Raw genomic sequence first — 18,763 nt, forward strand, 5'->3', positions numbered from 1 at the left:
TGTCGTCCGTCGGACGATACATAACAATGCAATGAGGGGTAAGGAGGATCGTCATAATGAGAAAAAAAGCCTTCAAGAACATTGGAATACGATCCGTAGTAGTTATCACAGGCTTAACTATTTTCATAGCTATGGGGTGGAGTATGTACCAACAGGATGCAGGCAAACCTCAAAAACCTGCAGCAGCTCCAAAAAACCAAGCCAATCAAAGCAAGCATACAACACCGACCTATCGGGCCGCCTATCATTTTACCGTCCCGGATAAGTGGAAAAATGATCCACAGCGGCCTATTTATATGGATGGGCAATATCATTACTACTATTTATATAATCGTGATTACCCTCATAAGAACGGTACAGAATGGCGACATGCCACATCCACCGACCTGGTTCATTGGAAAGATGAAGGGGTGGCAATTCCTAAATATACGAATCCGAATGGAGACCCTTGGTCCGGTTCGGTCGTGATCGACAATAATGGCACCGCAGGTTTTGGAAAAGGCGCACTTGTAGCCATTGTCACACAGCCCTCCGCAGATGGAGGAAAGCAGGAACAATTTCTGTGGTACAGTAAGGACAAAGGCAAGACGTTTACTTCTTATCGCAACAAGCCCGTGATGTCCAACCCTGGCACGAAGGATTTCAGAGATCCCAAGATCATCCGGGATATTCAACGTAATCAATGGGTGATGGTCATGGCGGAGGGAACGAAGATTGGCTTTTATAAGTCGAAAAATTTAAAGGATTGGCAGTTTACGAGCGGCTTTCAAACGGAAAATATCGGACTTGTAGAATGTCCTGACCTTTACCAGATGCGCGCGGATGATGGGACCTATCAATGGATTCTAGGTGCAAGCGCCAATAGTAAACCAACCGGCGGACCCAATACGTATGCCTACTGGACGGGGGATTTTAATGGAGAAGCATTTCTCCCTGATCGCAATGATCCTGGTTGGCTGGATTATGGCTTTGACTGGTATGGTGCGGTTACGTTCGAGGACGGCAAAGCCAAAGACCAATACAGTCACCGTTATGCGCTGGCTTGGATGAACAATTGGGATTATGCCAACAACACGCCTACTTTGAAGGAAGGCTTTAATGGCATGGATTCGGTTGTTCGCCAAATTCGGTTGAAGCGTACAACTGATGTCGGCTATCGCTTGGTTTCACAGCCTGTATCAGCTTTGGAGCAATTCCCAACTGCAACGGAGTCATTGGGGAAGATCCAAGTAGAGGGGAACCACAAGCTTCCGGTAGCAGGTGATGCCTATCAGTTAGAAGCAGATGTATCTTGGTCAACGATCAAAAATACAGGCTTGAGGCTTCGAGAGTCTGCGGATGGCAAGCGTCATGTAGATGTGGGTGTTTCGGTGGAGGGTCAATACTCTTATGTAAACAGAGCAAACACCGGGCAGCCGGATCAGAGTGGTAAATATGTAGAGAGTAAGGCGCCTTTTGATACCAATAAAAAAAATGTCCACTTGAAGATTCTTGTCGATAAAACCAGCATCGAAGTCTTTGTAGATGATGGAGAAGTAGCTTATTCCTCCTTAATATTTCCACGCTTAGAGGATCAGGGAATTACTCTTTTTTCAGATGGCGGTAAGGCTATTTTTAATAATGTAGTGATCAAACATTTTAGTCGATAACAGGTCTTATGCTGCTCGTAAGCTTAGGCATATTTCGCTCAGGTATATATAAAGTCCACCCATAAATATAAGGGTGGACTTTTCTGTGTAAATCTAAATTTTCGTTAGCACAGCTATAGGATTGTTCTTTTATTCACAATTGGACAGTTGCTAAAATTACTATTCATTCTATTTGTGATAAGGTGACAGATTATCAGCGCTACGGCCCAATTTTTTGAGCAAGCCGATGAGTTGATCTCTTTCGGTTTCGCTGATTCCGCTAAAGGCACGTTCAATCTGACGTGTATAATCAGGATAAATTTCGTCCATGACGCGTTGTCCTTCGTCCGTCAACTCTGCATATATAATACGACGATCTTGGTCGCACGGGTGACGGTGCAAATAACCACGGCTCTCCAGCTTGTCGATAACATAAGTGACATTTCCGCTTTGCAGAAGCAGTTTGGCTCCAATTTGTTGAATTGGTTGTGCTCCCTTGTGATATAAAACTTCCATCACGGCGAAGGCCGTTGGGTTGAAGCCCACCGTTTTGATGCCAGCAACCGCATGTTCGTTTACACTTTTGAATGACTTGGCAAACACGCTATACAAATGCATAGATTGCTGTGTCACCAATGTTCGGTAATCTATCATCTTCATTCCGCCTTTATGTATGGATTTGGGCATCCTTTGACCGCTCGGTTCGGATGACCGGGCAACCATACCCTTACTACTAGCATAAAGGGATTTACGTAGGGAAAACATGCGATTTGTCACAGTAGCTGCTTTTTTAATTATTTAATTTCAAAGCTTTAAGGTAAATTTTTGAAAAATAAAGGTTTCGAATGTAAAAATACCGTTCCGATTGGTTATATTAACAAATAACATACCTAATGGACCCAAATAACAAAATAAGATAAATTCAGAGGAGATGAAGCACATGGATACGGGTTCTTTCCGTTTTCAATTTCGTGATCCGCAGCAAGCCGCCCAAGCCTGTGAAACATTAAAGGAAATTGGATACTCTGCCAGCACGAACGGTGATACAGGCCTCAGTGTTCACGTTGAGAACCAGGATGTGCTGTCTGCATTAGAGATTTGCCAAGCTTATGAAGGAAGTATAATTGAGACAGGAGTTCTCACTTATCGTCCAGGTAAACAAAGTAATATCGGTGTGCAAAATCCAGGTTATAGCCCGGAGGATTGGATTATTCCAGCGCACATCATTAATGAGGACTGGAGCGAGGCGTATAAAAGCGGCTCTTCCCAAACGTTTACGAACACAACACAGGAACACAACGTCAGCTCTGATCAACAACCGGAAGACGATGTGGACGGTTTTTCAGGTAGCGTCCATACCTAAATAATGGTGTTCACCCTTGCTGCTCACTTTGGAACAAAAAGGTTCCTTCAAACCATGACTAATGGTTTGAAGGAACCTTTTTTCATAATGAGAAAAAGCTGAAAAGGACATTGTGAAAACTAAGGTTCTTGGATCGTGCATAAGGGCAGTAATCGTAGGAAATACCAAAAGAAGTTCAGAAAGGAGGTTTTGATCTTGCAAAAACTCGGAGTTCACGAAAAATTGGAATTGCATGAGCTGCTTACGTTTAAAACAACTTGTATCACAAAAACTCAAGCTATGCTGCCTTTAGTCTCAGATTCAAATTTGAAAAATATTTTACAGCAGGATATCAGTGGCGGTACACAAGATATTCAACAGCTTAAAAATCTGCTTGTATAATGAAGGAGGATTAACGTGAATTCTTTTACTGGGAATATGACTGGTACGACTCCCATGACCGATCAGGTGATTGCTGCCGATCTGTTAATCGCAGCTAAAAATGGGATCAAAAACTACGCCGCAGCGTTAACAGAGTCCACTAGCCCGGAAGTTCGGAATGTTCTGTGTGACCAATTGAGCAAAGCTGTTAATCTTCATGAGCAAATTTTTAATTATATGAAGAACAATGGTTACTACAACGCCTATGATCCAGATCAGCAAATTCAAATGGATATTCAAAATGCAGACAAGGCACTTTCTTTGCCCAAAATGTGAAACGTTTAATTAAAAAGAAGCACCAGCAAACTTTAATCGAGTTTGCTGGTGCTTCTTTATTACAAATTGAAAGAACTTCACATGAAATATGGAGAAGAAGGAAATCATAAAAAAACAAGGTATCGGTCTCAAATTTAGAAATAGGGTGATTTTCTTATGAGCAAGCCTTCAGCGGGCAAACAAAAAGATCAAAAACTAAAATGGTGGCAGCTGAGCTTGTTAGGAGTTGCAGGCACCATCGGTACAGGGTATTTTCTAGGGTCCAGTTTAGCGATTTCCATTGGTGGTCCAGCCGTACTGATTGCTTACTTTTTGGCAGCAGTTGGGACGTATGTGGTGTTTGACGCTCTTTCGCGTATGACGGCAGATCATCCAGAACAGGGCTCTTTCCGTTCCTATGCCCAAAAAGCATTTGGTAATTGGGCAGGCTTCGGCAGTGGCTGGGTATATTGGTTCTCAGAATTGCTTATTAATGGGAGTCAACTAACCGCGCTGTCTATATTTTCACGTTTTTGGTTTCCTCAGGTACCGATGTGGATTTTTGCGGCAGGCTTCGGGCTCTTAGGGCTTGTGATTGTTTTTTTTGGCAATAAGGGCTTTGATCGTGTAGAAAATGTACTCGCCATTATTAAGATGGCGGCTCTTGTGATGTTTCTGGTCCTAGCGATTGCGCTTTTGGCAGGCTGGATCGGAGGAAGTAAATATAATCCGAAGTTTCCCCTCAGCTACAAAGACTTTTTTCCAACCGGTGGCATAGGATTATGGTCATCTTTTATTTTTGCCTTTTATGCATACGGAGGTATCGAAGTGCTCGGAATTATGTCTAACCGACTTCAAAACCCGGAGGAAGCACCCAAAGCAGGAAAGGTCATGCTGATTACGCTGGTTGTAGTGTATGTGCTATCGATTGGGCTGGCTGTGTCTATGGTACCATTAAGTGCCTTTAATCCGAAGGAAAGTCCTTTTGTGCTTGCGCTCAGTAGCGATCATCTGGTCTTTGTGCCTCATTTGTTTAATGGAGTCCTGATTATTGCAGGATTCTCAACGATGACAGCATCGCTATATGCAGAGACTTCGATGATGATTACTCTTGCCCAGGAAGGAGATGCGCCCACACTGTTCTCACGGAAGTGGAAGGGCAAATATCCTCTGTATGCACTTAGTTTGATCTCTGTTGGATTAATCTCTGCAATCGTATTATCGTTGCTGCTACCGGGAAAAGTGTATGAATATATCACAACAGCTGCAGGCTTAATGCTGCTATATAACTGGTGCTTTATTTTGCTGTCTTCAGGTAAGTTACTGGAATCAAGCACATCGAGCAATATTAAACGCTGGATTGGCTTATTGCTGATCGCTTTGGCTGTAGTAGGGGCCTTTTTTCATAAGCTTAGCCGCCCTGGGGTTTACATCAGTTTGCTGCTAGTCTTGTTAATTGCCATATGTGACCTCATTGTACAATGGGTGCGTCGAAAGCACGGCAAGGAACCTCGTTAACTTTATCAAGAAGACAAGCGTTAGCGTAAAAAAAGTAATTGAAATGCCTGTACACCAAAATAAAAGCCAAAGCCTACAAGAGACAGACCTGACATCCAAGAGATGGTTTTAAGCAATCCGGGTCTGAGAAATCGACGGAAAACACTTGAAGCGGCTGCCATCGTCACATCCCAGGCCAACACGCCTAGTACAATCGCTCCGCTGTAAATCAATAGCTGTTGTACTGGATAAGTATTAGCGACGTTGGCCAGTATGGATCCGTAAATCCCAAGCCAGAAAAGGATGGAGAGAGGATTAAACAACGACATCAGAAAGCCGGCTACAAAGGAGTTGGTCAGGGTATTACTATTTCCCCTTAATTCGGATTCTGAAATCACACCAGCATTTTTGATGCTTTCAAGACCTGTATACACAAGCACGAAAAAGCCAAACAGCCATAAAAAAGCTTTGACAAATGGGGAATTAAGAAGATGGATCATTCCCAAATAGACAAGCATCATATAGATAATGTCTGCTGTGATTGCACCTAGCCCAATAAACCAGGCGTGCCAAAATCCATTTTTAATACCTCGATCTAATTGCGCAGCATTGATAGGTCCAATGGGAGCTGAAAGAGACAGACCCAGAAAAACATAACTGATAAATGTATTAATGGTGTTTTCCTCCTTGATTATTTATTGGACGTTATGTATTTGTCTCATTTAGTTTATTCGGACAAACCCATGTGTAAGACCATATTTTTGTGCGTATATGTAGCCACAGCCTCGTTATTTGCTAACCCAATGAATCCAATCCCAAAGGAGCTCTAATCCTTATACAAAAGGGTTAGAGCTTTTTTTAATGAGAGGCTTGACACTTTTAGTGAAAGCGCTTATATTTATCTCGTAAACAATACGTTATATAACGTTATATAAAAGGAGAGATAAAAAATGAATGTACAACAGACGGTTCAGACGATTTATGAACAAGCGAATGGGGAGATTTCCGAGGTTTATTTAGTGGCCTGCGGGGGCTCACTAGTGGATATGTATCCTTCAAAATATTTTCTGGATAGTGAAGCAAGAAAACTGGTAGCAGGCATGTATACAGCAAATGAGTTTGTACATGCGTTGCCTAAACGATTGGGAGCACACTCAGTGGTCATCGTTTGTTCCCACGGTGGAAATACTCCAGAATCGGTCGCGGCTGCTAAATCAGCCAAAGAGAAAGGTGCTTATACCATCGGCTTAACCCACAACAGTGAAGCGAACCTGCTCAACTATTCGGATTATTCCTTCCTCTACGAGTGGGGTGATGAGAGCGATGTTAAAGGCAACCCGATGGCTATTATTTTAGAACTTACGGTTGAACTGCTGCAAATCGCTGAGGGATATGCGCATTACCCGGCTTTCCAGAACGGATTGGGGGCAATCAATGGGATTATTAACCGTGCCAAAGTCCAAGTTGAACCACGTGCCCAAGTATTCGCAGACAGATACCGCAACGAGGAACTCTTCTATATCCTGACCAGCGGAGCGTCTTATGGACATGCTTACGGATTTGCCATCTGCTCGCTGATGGAAATGCAATGGCTCCATGCAGCTTCTATCCATTCCGGTGAATTCTTCCATGGTCCGTTTGAAGTAACGGATAAGGAAACTCCATTTATTCTGATGATCAACGAAGGACGCACACGGGCGCTGGATGAGCGGGCACAGACTTTCCTGAATCAGTATGCCGAGAAAGTGGAAGTGATTGATGCAAAGGAGCTTGGCATCGGAACGATTGCAGACGAAGTAGTAGAGTTTTTTAACCCGGTGTTATTCTACAGCATTGTATGTGTGTATCGTGAAGCACTAGCCAATGTACGCAATCACCCATTGGAAACTCGCCGTTATATGGGCAAAGTAGCTTACTAAGCGCACCTACCAACAGGAGGAAACCATCATGAAGGTTCTAGGCATTGGCGATAATGTGGTAGATAAATATGTTCATCTGCGTATGATGTACCCTGGCGGCAATGCGCTTAATTTTAGTGTGTTTGCCAAAAAAGCGGGAGTGGATGCAGCCTTTATAGGAGTGTTTGGGGACGACAACGAAGCACGGCATGTAGAACACACCCTGCGTGAGCTTGACATCGATATTTCACGGTGCAGATATCACAGCGGTGAGAACGGCTGCGCACGTGTAACCCTGGAAGACGGAGACAGAGTATTTCTGGGCAGTAATGAGGGGGGAGTGACACGTCTCTTTCCATTGGAACTGAGCGAAGATGACAGGAACTATCTTGGCGGGTTCGACCTAATTCATACTGGCTTGTACAGTCATACAGGTCACTTGCTGCCTGAATTAGAGACGCTAGGAATCCCTATTTCCTTCGATTTCTCAGATGATTTTACAGATACACAAGTAGAACAAAATATTACGTATGCCGATTTTGCATTTTTCTCTTGCAGCCATATGACGGATGAAGAGACACAGAATTATATCCGCTCCAATCGAAAAAAAGAGGGACAAATTCTGGTCGCGACACGTGGCGGTGACCGATCCATCGCCTATGATGGTACGAAGTTCTATTTTCAAATGCCTGATTCCGTTGACGCTGTGGATACCATGGGGGCAGGCGACTCTTATATAACTGCTTTTTTACTGAGCTTTTTGGAAAAAGGCAACATTCAGGATGCTATGGCAGAAGGCTCAAGGCTTGCCGCCCAGAGCTGTCTGGTAGAAGGTTCCTTCGGATACGGCGTTCATTATTGACGATCCTTTTCGAATATCTTCACTTGTAAGAATATGTAACCTTTGATACTCTAAGTGAGAGTGATATAACGTTATATGACAAGTGAGGGTACATTATGTTAAATTCAGACCAAGCGGAGCCATTATATATGCAATTACAAAAAGCGGTCAAAACCGCTATTCATAATGGAACATTTACGCAGGGAAGCCGTATACCGACTGAAACAGAGTTAAGCGAGATGTATAATGTAAGTCGTATTACCGTAAGAAAAGCAATTGCCGAATTAGTTCATGAAGGATATTTGACCAAACGTCAGGGGAAAGGCACCTTTGTCAATATCCCCAAGATTGGACGGAAGATTGAACATGTCATCAGCTTTACGGCTGCTTGCAAGTCCAATGGTCTTTCTTCACATAGTGTGGTCACAAAACGTGAAATCGTAGATGCAGATGAGGAAATTGCACATCAGTTGCAGTTATCGCCAGGAGAAAAGGTGCTATTTATCCAGCGTAAAAGATATGCGGATGATCGCCCCCTGATGCTGGAAAACAATTTTTATCCTTATGACCGTTTTGCATTTCTAATGAACGAGCAGTTGGAGGGGTCTGTATACGAGCTGCTGCGGCAAAAATACAGCATTGATCCTAACCAGCCGGGAGAGACGATATTACAAATTGCTTTGGCGGATGAAAATCAGGCCAAGCTGCTGGAGACAGCGATCGGACAGGCGTTGTTTTACATGCATACAATGATCTATGACCAGCATGGAAGCCCGGTTCATGTAGGAAAGCAGTACATCATCGGAGACCGTTATCAATTCTCCATATAATCCGTTGCCTGTAATGCAAGGCGGTTCAGGTAAGTGTGGCTTCTGCTTCCATCCAATAGGGAGAAGCAGAAGCATTAACATAACGTTATATTACGTCATATTGTTAGGTGAATCAATCGTGAGGTGGTGAAACTGTGCAAGGGAAGAAAGATGCATTAGCAGACAAAGTTTTACTCTCCCATGCTATTTTTAATGGATTGGAAAATGAAGCTTCGCCCGGGTTTGTTGCAGTCCGAGGAGAACGTATTGCAGCGGTGGGGCGTCCGGAAGAGGCACAAGCCTGGATAGGTGCGGAAACGGTTGTCTATAATCTGGGCGATGCCTTTATCATGCCGGGAATCCATGACAACCATGTATTTTTTACCGGATACATGTCAATGCATCGGGGCGTGGATCTGGCGCATACGGCCTCCAGTGAAGAAGCAATGGAACTCTTGCTACAAGAGGCAAACAACCTTCCGCCAGGAAAAGATGTAACCGCTTACGGTTGGAACGAGGACAGATGGGGGAAGCTGCCTGAGTCAAGCTTGCTGGATGGATTGTTTCCCGATCGGGCGGTCATCGCTATCAACCGAAATAAAAGCTACTGCTGGATGAACCGATTGGCTGAGGAGAGATATCAGTTTTCGCCGGATCAATGCAGTGCCGAAGCACGAGCTTTACTGCTCCAAGTTATGATGCAGGACCGTAGCCTTGTCCAACAAGAGTTTATGGAATTTTGCCGTATGTTGGCTGCACGAGGAGTTACTTCTATAAAAGATATCGGCTTTGACCGACATAGTGAGCTGCTTCCCATTCTAGATGAGTTGAAGGAAAAAGGTGAATTGCCACTCAGATTTCATTTCTCGCTGGAACCAGTTGTTGAACCGTTTGATATAAACATTGGTATCAAATATAAAGCACTTTACAATGGAGACCTTATTCGTTTCCAAGGTTACAAGCTGATGCTTGACGGCGTTGTAGCAGATCATACAGGGGACATGTTGGAGCCTTACGCAGATATGCCTGGGGTCACGAATTTGAGGACAGTTGATTATGAGAAGATTGAAGCCTCTGTTCTGGAAGCGGACAGCCAGGGGATCAAATGCTGCCTAACGGCAGAAGGCGATGCAGCAATTCGCCAAGCCGTATCCATGATTGAAAAATGCCGCTTGCAGCAGGGCAATCACCTTATCAGACATTCGATCAGTGATCTGGAGTATCCTCATCCAGATGATCTGACCAGAATGGGAGAGAACGAAATTTTTGCCGAGGTCTATGCCCAGATTCTGCTGCTCAATCCTTCTTACGAAGAGGCTTATATGTCTGCAGTGGCAGGCAAACAGAATGAAAACCGCTTTTATAATTATAAGTCCATGCTGGAAGCTAACGTGCCGATCACCATAGGTACTGATTTGCCTTTATTTATCACCAGTGTCCCCGATTCGCTGTATGCAGCCTCTCACCGATTATTCCCGGATGGCTCGCCTGCTGGAGGCTGGTATCCTGACCAAGGAATGCCGCCATCCGAAGTTTTAAAGGCATGGACAATTAATGGAGCCAAACATTGTTATATGGAAGAGGTGACAGGTACGCTGGAGGCTGGAAAATATGCTGACATCGCCGTTTTTGACCGCGACCTCCTTAATGCATCCGCTGATGACATCAGGGATGCCCAAGTGATATTGACCATTATGGGAGGGAAGGTTACGTATAACCATTCTTGGAATGAGGGATAAACATGAACATCACGAATAAGAAATGGAAATTATCCTTGCCCCATAGCTATACCTTAATATTTTTGATTATTATTACAGTCGCCGCGTTGACATGGATTGTACCCAGTGGTCAATTTGAGCGTCATGAAGTGACAGTGAACGGTGTGACCAAAACGGCAATCGTTTCAGGAACCTATCACTCTGTACCCAAAACGGGGGAGAACGGTGATTTGAGACAGGGCATCCCTCAGATCCTTAGCGCTCCGATTGAGGGGATTATCAATGCCGCCGATGTCGTCTCTTTTGTTCTTATCGTAGGTGGCTCCTTCGGTATTATTCTGCAGACAGGCGCCATTGATCGTGCGCTGACAGCTCTTGCCAGGCGGCTAAAGAATAAGGGGATTTTGCTTATTCCCATTGCTATGGTGATCTTCAGTCTCGGAGGTTCTACTTTTGGGATGAGTGAAGAAATTATCCCACTTTATGCGATTTTCATTCCGTTAATGTTTGCCTTGGGTTTTGACTCTATGACAGCGATTCTTATTTTATTTCTGGGAACGCAAATTGGCTATGTTGGTTCGACGGTCAATCCATTTTCGGTGTTGATTGCCCAGGGAATCGCAGGAGTGGAGGGGAATCCTCAGCTCTGGCTGAGATTTATCGAATGGCTTGTATTTACGGCGATTTCTATTGCTTTTACGATGTGGTATGCGCACCGGGTTAAGCGAAATCCAGAGAAATCCATCGTGTTTCAGAGTGATATTATAAACCGCGAGCAATTTATAAAGGAAAGCACAGATGAGGACGTCGTCTTCACATTTCGGGACAAATTAATTATAGGTGGATTTATTGTAACGCTTGGAGCAATTGTTTGGGGGATTTTGGTCAAAGGCTGGTATATGACGGAGATCGGCGCCCTTTTCTTTGCCCTTGGTATTTTTGTTGGGGTTGTCACCAAAATGAGTCAGAAGGAAATAGCTGAGAATTTTGTAAAAGGATGCGGTGAATTTATCTACGCCGCGGTGATCATAGGCCTCGCCCGCGGAATTCTGATTATCGCAGAACAGGGGATGATTATAGATACCGTATTGAATGCACTTGCAAGCGTCCTGGAAGGATTGCCAAGTTATTTATTCACGACTATTATGCTGCTTGCGCATAATATCATTACTTTCCTCGTTCCCTCTTCTTCAGGGGAAGCTGCACTAACCATGCCTGTACTTGCACCGCTTGGCGATCTTGTAGGCATCAATCGTGAAGCTGTAGTCACAGCGTACCAATTTGGTAACGGGTTAACCAATCTCATTTCACCCACAGGCGGAGTGTTGCTGGCAGGATTGGCCATTGCCCGGATCAGCTTTGGACAGTGGCTGAAGGTAATCTTCAAACTATTCCCGATCCTATGGCTGATTGCTGCTATTTTTGCTGCTATATCGGCTGCGGTGGGTATCTAATCAATCAAGTGAGGGCCCCTGTCTGTTAGAGACAAGGGTTTCTTTTTGTGTTGGTGAAACAAGTCCTCTCTTATGTAGGAAGGCTACTCATTTCTTTCCCAATAGGGTGTATAAGTTTACGTGGAAAATAAATAATATGGATAGCATTTTCCTAAGGAGGAAATAAACTTGATGCTTGCTGATAACAGATTACTCATTGCTGCTTTAGGCGGTGTTAATGAGATTGGTAAAAATATGTACCTTATCCAATATGATCAGGATATTGTCGTCATTGATTGTGGTTCCAAGTTTCCTAATGAAAATTTGCCTGGTATTGACCTCATTGTACCAGATGTCACCTATCTACAGGAGAATCAGGATAAAGTCAGAGCGCTCATTGTAACGCATGGCCATGAGGATCACATCGGGGGCATTCCTTATTTACTGAAGCAGATTAATATCCCCGTATATGGCACAAAACTCACTATCGAATTGATTAAAATTAAGCTAAAGGAACATAACCTTTTACGTGATGCTGAGCTTCATCTTATAGATGCGGATTCAACGATTCAGGCGGGTTCGATTCAGGCATCCTTTTTCACCACTGTACACAGCATCCCTGATTGCTTGGGCGTCTTTTTCAAGACACCAGAAGGAAATGTGGTTCATACCGGGGATTTTAAATTCGACATGTCTCCTGTCAGCGGACCTTTCCCTGACCTTCATCGCATGGCTGAGATTGGAAAACAAGGAGTTAAAGTGCTTCTTTCCGAAAGTACAAATGCCGAAAGACCAGGCTTTACTCCTTCGGAGCGTTTGGTTGGCGGGCATATTTTGGACGCTTTCGCCAGAGCCAAACAGCAAGTTTTCATTTCTACATTTGCTTCCAATGTTAACCGTGTCCAACAGGTCATTGATGCGGCTGTGGAGACAGGCAGAAAACTTGTTTTACTGGGACGCAGTATGATCAATGTGGTGTCCGTGGCTAAGGAGCTGGGATTCTTGCACATGCCGGAGGACTTGTTGATTGAGGCTGGAGAAACGGAGCGGTATCCTGCAGAAGAAATTGCAGTATTATGTACAGGAAGTCAGGGGGAACCGATGGCTGCACTGTCCCGACTTGCCAATTCTCTGCATCCCAAAATCGAAATTTTGCCTGGTGATACTGTGATCATCGCTGCAGGAGCTATACCCGGGAATGAACGAAATCTTTCCCAAGTCATCGATAACCTGTACGTACTGGGCGCCAACGTGATTTATGGATCGGGCAGCGCCACGGGGATGCACGTATCCGGTCATGGCAGCCAAGAAGAGTTAAAATTAATGATGACCCTAATGAAACCCCAGTATTTGATTCCTATACATGGTGAATTCAGAATGCTGCATCAGCATCGTCAGCTAGCAGAGTCAGTAGGGATTCCGATGGAGAACGTATTTATCGTCCAAAACGGTGAGACGATTCAAATCGCAGAGGGAAGGGCATCCTTGGGTCCCAAAGTACCATCCGGCAATAGCCTGGTAGACGGGCTGGTAACTGGTGATGTAGGTAATATTGTACTGCGGGACCGTAAAAAACTTTCCTCAGACGGAATGCTGATTATTGTGATGACTCTGAGCAAAAACGAGAAGCAAATGCTCGCTGCGCCAGAGGTTATATCCAGAGGCTTTGTATATGTTAAGGATTCCGAAGAATTGATGAATCAGATTCGCGACACGATTATGACCACAGTGAACGAGTTAACAGAAATCGAAATGAGTCAGTGGGGCCTGATTAAGCAGATGTTAAAAGATAATGTGGGTCAGTTTATTTACAGCCAGACTAAAAGAAGACCTATGATTTTACCTATCATTATTGAGGTATAGGCATAGCGGTAAACGTCAAAACAAGATAGAGCGTATTCTTTACGCGATTAATCAAAAAAAGACTTAAACCAGTGATACAACTGATTTAAGTCTTTTTAATTTCCTTTTCCTATCTCCCCTAAAAAACGAGGATGCAGTGGTGGTATGCAGCGCAGCGGAGGATTTGAATCTTGAGAAGGGCCAGCGATCATAAGATCAATGCCTACGCTAGTGCCTCCCACTCCTACAGCATCTCGTTTAAAGCCGCTTGCGTCCCTGCTGTATGCCCTGTCGTAAACGCAGCCGTAATATTATAGCCTCCAGTGTAGCCGTGAATATCCAGAATCTCACCGCAGAAAAACAATCCAGGCATCAGCTTGGATTCCATTGTTTTCGGATTAATTTCCTTCAAGTTCACACCGCCCCCGGTAACAAATGCTTCTTTCAGCGAGAGCGTACCATTCACACGAATGGGAAACGCCTTGATTCGCTGGGCGAGTTCTTGCCATTGCTGCTTGGGAATATGATCATAGGTCAAATCTTCACGCAGTTCAGCTTGCTGAAGCAGTAACGGAATCATGCGTTCCGGTAAATAAGACTTAAGTACGTTTTTGATCGCCTTTTTTGCATCGACCGATGCCAGTTCCAGCGTCTCACGGTAGACTTCATCAGCATGTTTATGAGGCTGTAAATCGAGAGTTAATAACACCGTGTTTACCTTATCCTTTTTCATTCCCTTGACGACAAACTGACTGCAACGCAAAGCAGTTGGACCAGACAAACCAAAATGTGTGAAAATCATATCTCCTTCATGAACGACAACCTTCTTTTGTTTCGCATTCCATACGGTCAGGCTGATGTTTCGTAAGGAGAGTCCCTGAAGCTCTTTTGTCTGGATGAATGTCTCGCCTGACGTTAGCGGGACCTCTGTTGGATATAGTTCCGTAATGGTATGCCCTGCTTGCTCTGCCCATGCATAGCCGTCACCTTCCGAACCTGTATGAGGGACGGACTTGCCACCGACAGCGACTATGACGTTACGGCTACGCAGCATTTCACCGGAACGCAGCCGCACGCCAGCCGTATGACCTTCTTTGTAAATCACTTCTTGAACAGGACAGCTTGTCCGAATTTCGACTCCTTGAGAGCGTACCTTATTAATCAAAGCGTCGACGACCGTTTTGGCTTTGTCCGTCACTGGGAACATGCGCCCGTTGTCTTCTTCCTTTAAGGCTATACCTAGTTGTTCAAAGAAGGCGATGATATCCCGATTGCCGAAAGCAGCCAGGGCACTGTGCAGAAAACGGCCATTGCCGGGAATGTGGCGAATGAGTTCATCCAGCTCTTTTGCATTCGTGACATTGCAGCGACCTCCGCCGGAGATCCCCAGCTTTCGTCCGAGTTTATTTCCCTTTTCCACTAAAAGCACCTTGGCGCCCTCGCCACTAGCAGCCGCCGCGGCCATTAAGCCGGCTGAGCCGCCTCCGATCACAATTACGTCGTAAGTCATAAGCCTCTTCCTTTTCGTCGACAAATTTTCAAAAAATTCAGAATCGCGTAACAAATTTTCCATCATATCGTAATCCCGTCTCTTTAGATAGACTCTGAGCACAGTAGCTGTGTATATCTTCTATTTTATAGGAGTAAGTAAAAAACCGTAAAAACGATCCTCTTATATATATCCGGTATTTAGCAGAATTTGTCGTTCTACACCGGGATTTTAACACATATATTGTAATATATTGTAGCCTGTGCTTTAATTCAACTAACGGCGTCAAGGAAAGATGATGAGGGGGAGAAGTCCTTGTTAATTGCGTTAAAGGAAAGTGTGCTCCAAGTTCTCCTTGCCGTTATATCGGCGGTTTTTTTCTCTATATTAACGGATTATGGAGACAAGAAAAAGGTTTGGGCAGGCCATCTGCTTCCCGGACCTCATCAAGGAATACTTTATTTGTGTTGCTTGCCAGCCATATTGCTATGTTCGCTCTTTCAATACCAGCCTCCATATGGCCTACCTTCCAATCTCGGTATTATTCCCCTTACTGTGGGCGTCATGTACGGTACACGTCGCACTTCCTTTGTACTTGCTGCTTCTGCATTGACGGGTGTCCTAATTATAGCGCAGTCGATAGAAATGTCCCCAATGTATGTGGGCACTGCTTTTATCCTTTTTCCTTTTATGCTACTGCATGTCAAGTTTTTTCAAAGAGGAACATTGTTGGACAAAAAGCTCGTAATTTTCACATATGTTGTGGCTGATATGCTGCTTAAGGCTTTATTACCGCTATTGTGGGGCAAACAGAACATTTCAGTATACATTCCTGATCTGCTTACAACGTTTTGGAATGTTGCTGTAGGTGTGTTGGCAAGTTTTGCGGTCGTAAGTCTGATGCATAATTCTTTTGAGAAACTGACGCTGCGGCGAGATGTAACTGAGTTTACGAGCAAATATTTAATCGAAGTGGATAAGCTGCGTCAAGTCATGGATTTGATGCCGTTATCTCTTGTTACTTTGGACAGCGAAGAACGAGTTATACATATGAACAAAACGATGTTGGAGCTCTACCGGGACTTCGATCCCTTTATTACGCTGCCTGAGGTCGTAGGCCGTCCCTTAAACTCGTTGTACGGTTTTAGCGCTTCACCTGTAGTTAACGAACGAGTTGCGAAAGCATTGGAAGGAGAAGCAGGCGCTGATTTTATAAATGTATCTCCCAAAGTATTCTTTTCAAGTTTCCTCCCTTTTCGGGATAAACATATGAATCAAACCACAGGCGTCATTATCGCCTTGCAGGACATTACAGAGCTGGAGACGCTCCGCAGTGAGCTGGGCAATTTTGAGAGGCTCAGTCTGGTCGGGCAGATGGCCGCGGGCATTACTCATGAAATACGTAATCCGATGGCGGTTGTGCGCGGGTTTTTACAGCTTATGCGCGAGAAAAGCCCTGATTCTCTAGGCCATTACTACCGCATCGTAATGGAGGAGCTGGATCGGGCGAATGGGATTATTAATGATTTTCTTTCCCTGGCCCAGAATCGGATTGTCGAGAAGGAGCAGTGTCATCTGCATGACATCATTCGTGAACTAACACCTCTATTGTGGGCAGATGCCAACCTGAGGGGACAGACGATCGAGTTAAAGCTGGAGGATCATGTAACAATGCTGCATCTGAACCCTAAGGAGATCAAGCAATTGCTGCTTAATTTATCGCGTAATGCGATGGAAGCTATGGGGGAAAAGGGCGTGCTGACCATTTCTACTCATGAGGAAGGGGATTTTGTCGAACTGGAAGTGAGGGATACCGGTCCGGGAATTCCGCCAAAACAGCTTGAAAAGCTGTTCCAGCCTTTTTACACAACCAAAACGAAAGGTACAGGTTTGGGTCTGGCCTTATGTCAAAGTATAGTGGAGCGTCATCACGGTACGATTGCCGTAGATTCGGTGGAGGGAATGGGCACACAGTTTAAAGTCCGTCTGCGCAGAACCATTCCGACTTATCGGGAGCATTCTGAGCCTCCTGTCATAAATTCGATACAGAAATAATTGTGCAAAGATGTAACCGGATTTTTTGCAAATTACGTGAAAAAGATTGTATAATGGGCTTTAGATGTCCATGCCTTTACTACGGCACAGGATGAAATTAGAAACGTAGTATACATGATTTAATGAAAAGGAGTGAAAGAATATGTCTATGTCTTTCGATCAATATATGAGAGATTCAGTTCAGCCTATGCGCGATGAACTGACGAATCTTGGGATTCAGGAATTGCGTACTTCTGAAGATGTGGAGGCCAAGCTGCCTGATGCTAAAGGTACAGTGCTGGTGGTTGTGAACTCGGTATGCGGTTGTGCCGCAGGCCAATGCCGCCCGGGTATAGCTGAAGCGCTGAAGCATGATATTACGCCGGATCATCTGTATACGGTTTTTGCGGGACAGGATAAGGAAGCAACGGCGAAGGCTCGCGAATTTTTCGCACCGTATCCGCCATCTTCCCCTTCGATCGCGCTGCTGAAAGACGGCGAACTGGTTCACTTCATCGAGCGTCATCAGATCGAAGATCGTTCGGCAGATCAGATTGCTGCTGATTTGACCGGTGCATTTGACCGTTTTTGCCGGTAAGACTGCTCAAGCTATGCCCCCGCATTTTTCGCCTGCGAAACTTGCCGGGGCTTTTGCGTGTTGGCTTGTGAAGGAAATTCCTAAAAAAGAGGTGCTTATCTGATGAGTTTGCAGGAACAGATTATTGCTGAATTGGGAGTACAGCCTACGATCAACGTAGAGGCGGAGGTCCGCAAGCGTGTGGATTTCCTCAAGTCGTACGTAACAAAAACAGGAAGCACAGGGCTGTTGATCGCCATTAGTGGCGGGATTGACAGTGCCGTAGCTGCCGCCTTGTGCAAGCAGGCTACAGATGAGTTGACGCAGGAGCAAGGGCAAGAATACAAAACGCTAGGTGTATTCCAGCCATATGGTCAACAGGAAGATATTGATCATAGCTACGCAGTGGCTAAAGCGTTCAATTTGAAATATGCTGGGGAAACGAACATTAAGGAAGCCGTGGATGAGGTTGCCGTGGAAGTGGAGCATGCATTAAAGGATATGGGTCTGGAACGTTCCATCACTCCGCAAGTGAGAGGGAATGTAAAGGCAAGAACACGTATGGTGGTTCAGTACGCACTCGCGAATGAACTGAACCTGCTCGTCGTGGGTACAGATCATGCTTCAGAAGCCATTACAGGCTTTTATACCAAATGGGGCGATGGTGCGGTCGATATTACACCGCTCAGTACGCTCAACAAACGTCAGGTACGTTTGTTAGCCAGCTATCTTGGAGTTCCACAGGCTATTTTGGACAAAGCGCCTACAGCAGGATTGTGGGAAGGCCAGACGGATGAAAAGGAACTGGGAATCTCCTACGAAGCAAACAGCGACTATCTGGAAGGCAAGGAAATTGACCCCGCAGCCCGCGAAAAGCTGGAAAGCTATTTTACACGTACAGCACATAAGCGGACAAGCATTCCAGGAGTGTAAGCATGAATCATTTTGGAATTGTAAAA

The 18,763-nt window shown here is 44.8% G+C and carries 17 protein-coding genes; 14 read left to right on the top strand and 3 right to left on the bottom strand.

Features of this window, described 5'->3' with window-relative positions; translation table 11 throughout:
- Window positions 1-56: 56 nt before the first annotated feature.
- Window positions 57-1,649, top strand: coding sequence for a glycoside hydrolase family 32 protein (locus tag ACUC6J_RS03745; RefSeq protein ID WP_447249776.1), 1,593 nt, complete (start codon window positions 57-59; stop codon window positions 1,647-1,649).
- Between the two features lie 168 nt (window positions 1,650-1,817).
- Here ACUC6J_RS03745 and ACUC6J_RS03750 read toward each other — a convergent pair whose 3' ends face one another.
- Window positions 1,818-2,282, bottom strand: a complete 465-nt coding sequence (locus ACUC6J_RS03750) for a MarR family winged helix-turn-helix transcriptional regulator (protein ID WP_013369372.1) — start codon at window positions 2,280-2,282, stop codon at window positions 1,818-1,820.
- A 286-nt stretch (window positions 2,283-2,568) separates the two neighbouring features.
- On the opposite strand from ACUC6J_RS03750, the gene ACUC6J_RS03755 reads away from it, so the two are divergent.
- The 4 genes from ACUC6J_RS03755 (at window position 2,569) to ACUC6J_RS03770 (ending at window position 5,184) form a co-directional block, all read left to right on the top strand.
- Window positions 2,569-2,991, top strand: a complete 423-nt coding sequence (locus tag ACUC6J_RS03755; RefSeq protein ID WP_017428453.1) for a hypothetical protein — start codon at window positions 2,569-2,571, stop codon at window positions 2,989-2,991.
- A gap of 195 nt (window positions 2,992-3,186) precedes the next feature.
- Window positions 3,187-3,372: a spore coat protein gene (locus tag ACUC6J_RS03760; RefSeq protein WP_017428452.1), complete on the top strand. Its 186-nt coding sequence runs from the start codon at window positions 3,187-3,189 to the stop codon at window positions 3,370-3,372.
- Window positions 3,373-3,387: 15 nt separating this feature from the next.
- Window positions 3,388-3,687, top strand: coding sequence for a spore coat protein (locus ACUC6J_RS03765; RefSeq protein ID WP_447249777.1), 300 nt, complete (start codon window positions 3,388-3,390; stop codon window positions 3,685-3,687).
- Between the two features lie 156 nt (window positions 3,688-3,843).
- Window positions 3,844-5,184 (top strand): amino acid permease, encoded by a 1,341-nt coding sequence (locus ACUC6J_RS03770; RefSeq protein ID WP_045245124.1) that lies wholly within the window; start codon window positions 3,844-3,846, stop codon window positions 5,182-5,184.
- Between the two features lie 20 nt (window positions 5,185-5,204).
- Here ACUC6J_RS03770 and ACUC6J_RS03775 read toward each other — a convergent pair whose 3' ends face one another.
- A complete protein-coding gene (locus tag ACUC6J_RS03775; protein ID WP_080902360.1) occupies window positions 5,205-5,837 on the bottom strand; it encodes a LysE family transporter in 633 nt (210 codons plus the stop codon).
- 276 nt (window positions 5,838-6,113) lie between these two features.
- On the opposite strand from ACUC6J_RS03775, the gene ACUC6J_RS03780 reads away from it, so the two are divergent.
- The 6 genes from ACUC6J_RS03780 to ACUC6J_RS03805 all read left to right on the top strand — a co-directional run bounded on the left by ACUC6J_RS03780 (window position 6,114) and on the right by ACUC6J_RS03805 (window position 13,725).
- On the top strand, window positions 6,114-7,082 hold the full coding sequence (locus tag ACUC6J_RS03780) for an SIS domain-containing protein (RefSeq protein WP_447249778.1): 969 nt from the start codon (window positions 6,114-6,116) through the stop codon (window positions 7,080-7,082).
- Window positions 7,083-7,110: 28 nt separating this feature from the next.
- Complete coding sequence (locus tag ACUC6J_RS03785) at window positions 7,111-7,923, top strand: fructoselysine 6-kinase (protein WP_447249779.1); 813 nt, start codon at window positions 7,111-7,113, stop codon at window positions 7,921-7,923.
- 128 nt (window positions 7,924-8,051) lie between these two features.
- Window positions 8,052-8,732: a GntR family transcriptional regulator gene (locus ACUC6J_RS03790; RefSeq protein WP_263559884.1), complete on the top strand. Its 681-nt coding sequence runs from the start codon at window positions 8,052-8,054 to the stop codon at window positions 8,730-8,732.
- A gap of 134 nt (window positions 8,733-8,866) precedes the next feature.
- On the top strand, window positions 8,867-10,450 hold the full coding sequence (locus ACUC6J_RS03795; RefSeq protein WP_123796786.1) for an amidohydrolase: 1,584 nt from the start codon (window positions 8,867-8,869) through the stop codon (window positions 10,448-10,450).
- A gap of 2 nt (window positions 10,451-10,452) precedes the next feature.
- Window positions 10,453-11,883: a YfcC family protein gene (locus ACUC6J_RS03800; RefSeq protein WP_017428446.1), complete on the top strand. Its 1,431-nt coding sequence runs from the start codon at window positions 10,453-10,455 to the stop codon at window positions 11,881-11,883.
- A gap of 171 nt (window positions 11,884-12,054) precedes the next feature.
- Complete coding sequence (locus ACUC6J_RS03805) at window positions 12,055-13,725, top strand: ribonuclease J (protein WP_016819351.1); 1,671 nt, start codon at window positions 12,055-12,057, stop codon at window positions 13,723-13,725.
- A gap of 223 nt (window positions 13,726-13,948) precedes the next feature.
- On the opposite strand, the gene ACUC6J_RS03810 is transcribed toward ACUC6J_RS03805, so the two are convergent.
- The gene (locus ACUC6J_RS03810; RefSeq protein WP_025364008.1) at window positions 13,949-15,214 is read right to left on the bottom strand and encodes a BaiN/RdsA family NAD(P)/FAD-dependent oxidoreductase; all 1,266 of its coding nucleotides are present in this window, start codon (window positions 15,212-15,214) and stop codon (window positions 13,949-13,951) included.
- Window positions 15,215-15,508: 294 nt separating this feature from the next.
- Between ACUC6J_RS03810 and ACUC6J_RS03815 the strand changes: the two genes are divergently transcribed.
- The 3 genes from ACUC6J_RS03815 (at window position 15,509) to nadE (ending at window position 18,737) form a co-directional block, all read left to right on the top strand.
- Complete coding sequence (locus tag ACUC6J_RS03815; protein WP_447249780.1) at window positions 15,509-17,248, top strand: two-component system sensor histidine kinase NtrB; 1,740 nt, start codon at window positions 15,509-15,511, stop codon at window positions 17,246-17,248.
- Between the two features lie 142 nt (window positions 17,249-17,390).
- Complete coding sequence (locus ACUC6J_RS03820) at window positions 17,391-17,825, top strand: BrxA/BrxB family bacilliredoxin (RefSeq protein WP_016819348.1); 435 nt, start codon at window positions 17,391-17,393, stop codon at window positions 17,823-17,825.
- A gap of 102 nt (window positions 17,826-17,927) precedes the next feature.
- Complete coding sequence (gene nadE / locus ACUC6J_RS03825) at window positions 17,928-18,737, top strand: ammonia-dependent NAD(+) synthetase (RefSeq protein WP_017428444.1); 810 nt, start codon at window positions 17,928-17,930, stop codon at window positions 18,735-18,737.
- Window positions 18,738-18,763: the final 26 nt, after the last annotated feature.

This window comes from Paenibacillus sp. JJ1683 (assembly GCF_053006485.1).

What these genes read in the sequence shown, in the direction of transcription:
- ACUC6J_RS03745 (WP_447249776.1), top strand. Translation starts at nt 57, where the DNA reads ATGAGAAAAAAAGCCTTCAAGAACATTGGAATACGATCCGTAGTAGTT.
- ACUC6J_RS03750 (WP_013369372.1), bottom strand. Translation starts at nt 2,282, where the DNA reads ATGATAGATTACCGAACATTGGTGACACAGCAATCTATGCATTTGTAT.
- ACUC6J_RS03755 (WP_017428453.1), top strand. Translation starts at nt 2,569, where the DNA reads ATGGATACGGGTTCTTTCCGTTTTCAATTTCGTGATCCGCAGCAAGCC.
- ACUC6J_RS03770 (WP_045245124.1), top strand. Translation starts at nt 3,844, where the DNA reads ATGAGCAAGCCTTCAGCGGGCAAACAAAAAGATCAAAAACTAAAATGG.
- ACUC6J_RS03780 (WP_447249778.1), top strand. Translation starts at nt 6,114, where the DNA reads ATGAATGTACAACAGACGGTTCAGACGATTTATGAACAAGCGAATGGG.
- ACUC6J_RS03785 (WP_447249779.1), top strand. Translation starts at nt 7,111, where the DNA reads ATGAAGGTTCTAGGCATTGGCGATAATGTGGTAGATAAATATGTTCAT.
- ACUC6J_RS03790 (WP_263559884.1), top strand. Translation starts at nt 8,052, where the DNA reads ATGCAATTACAAAAAGCGGTCAAAACCGCTATTCATAATGGAACATTT.
- ACUC6J_RS03800 (WP_017428446.1), top strand. Translation starts at nt 10,453, where the DNA reads ATGAACATCACGAATAAGAAATGGAAATTATCCTTGCCCCATAGCTAT.
- ACUC6J_RS03805 (WP_016819351.1), top strand. Translation starts at nt 12,055, where the DNA reads ATGCTTGCTGATAACAGATTACTCATTGCTGCTTTAGGCGGTGTTAAT.
- ACUC6J_RS03810 (WP_025364008.1), bottom strand. Translation starts at nt 15,214, where the DNA reads ATGACTTACGACGTAATTGTGATCGGAGGCGGCTCAGCCGGCTTAATG.
- ACUC6J_RS03820 (WP_016819348.1), top strand. Translation starts at nt 17,391, where the DNA reads ATGTCTATGTCTTTCGATCAATATATGAGAGATTCAGTTCAGCCTATG.
- nadE (WP_017428444.1), top strand. Translation starts at nt 17,928, where the DNA reads ATGAGTTTGCAGGAACAGATTATTGCTGAATTGGGAGTACAGCCTACG.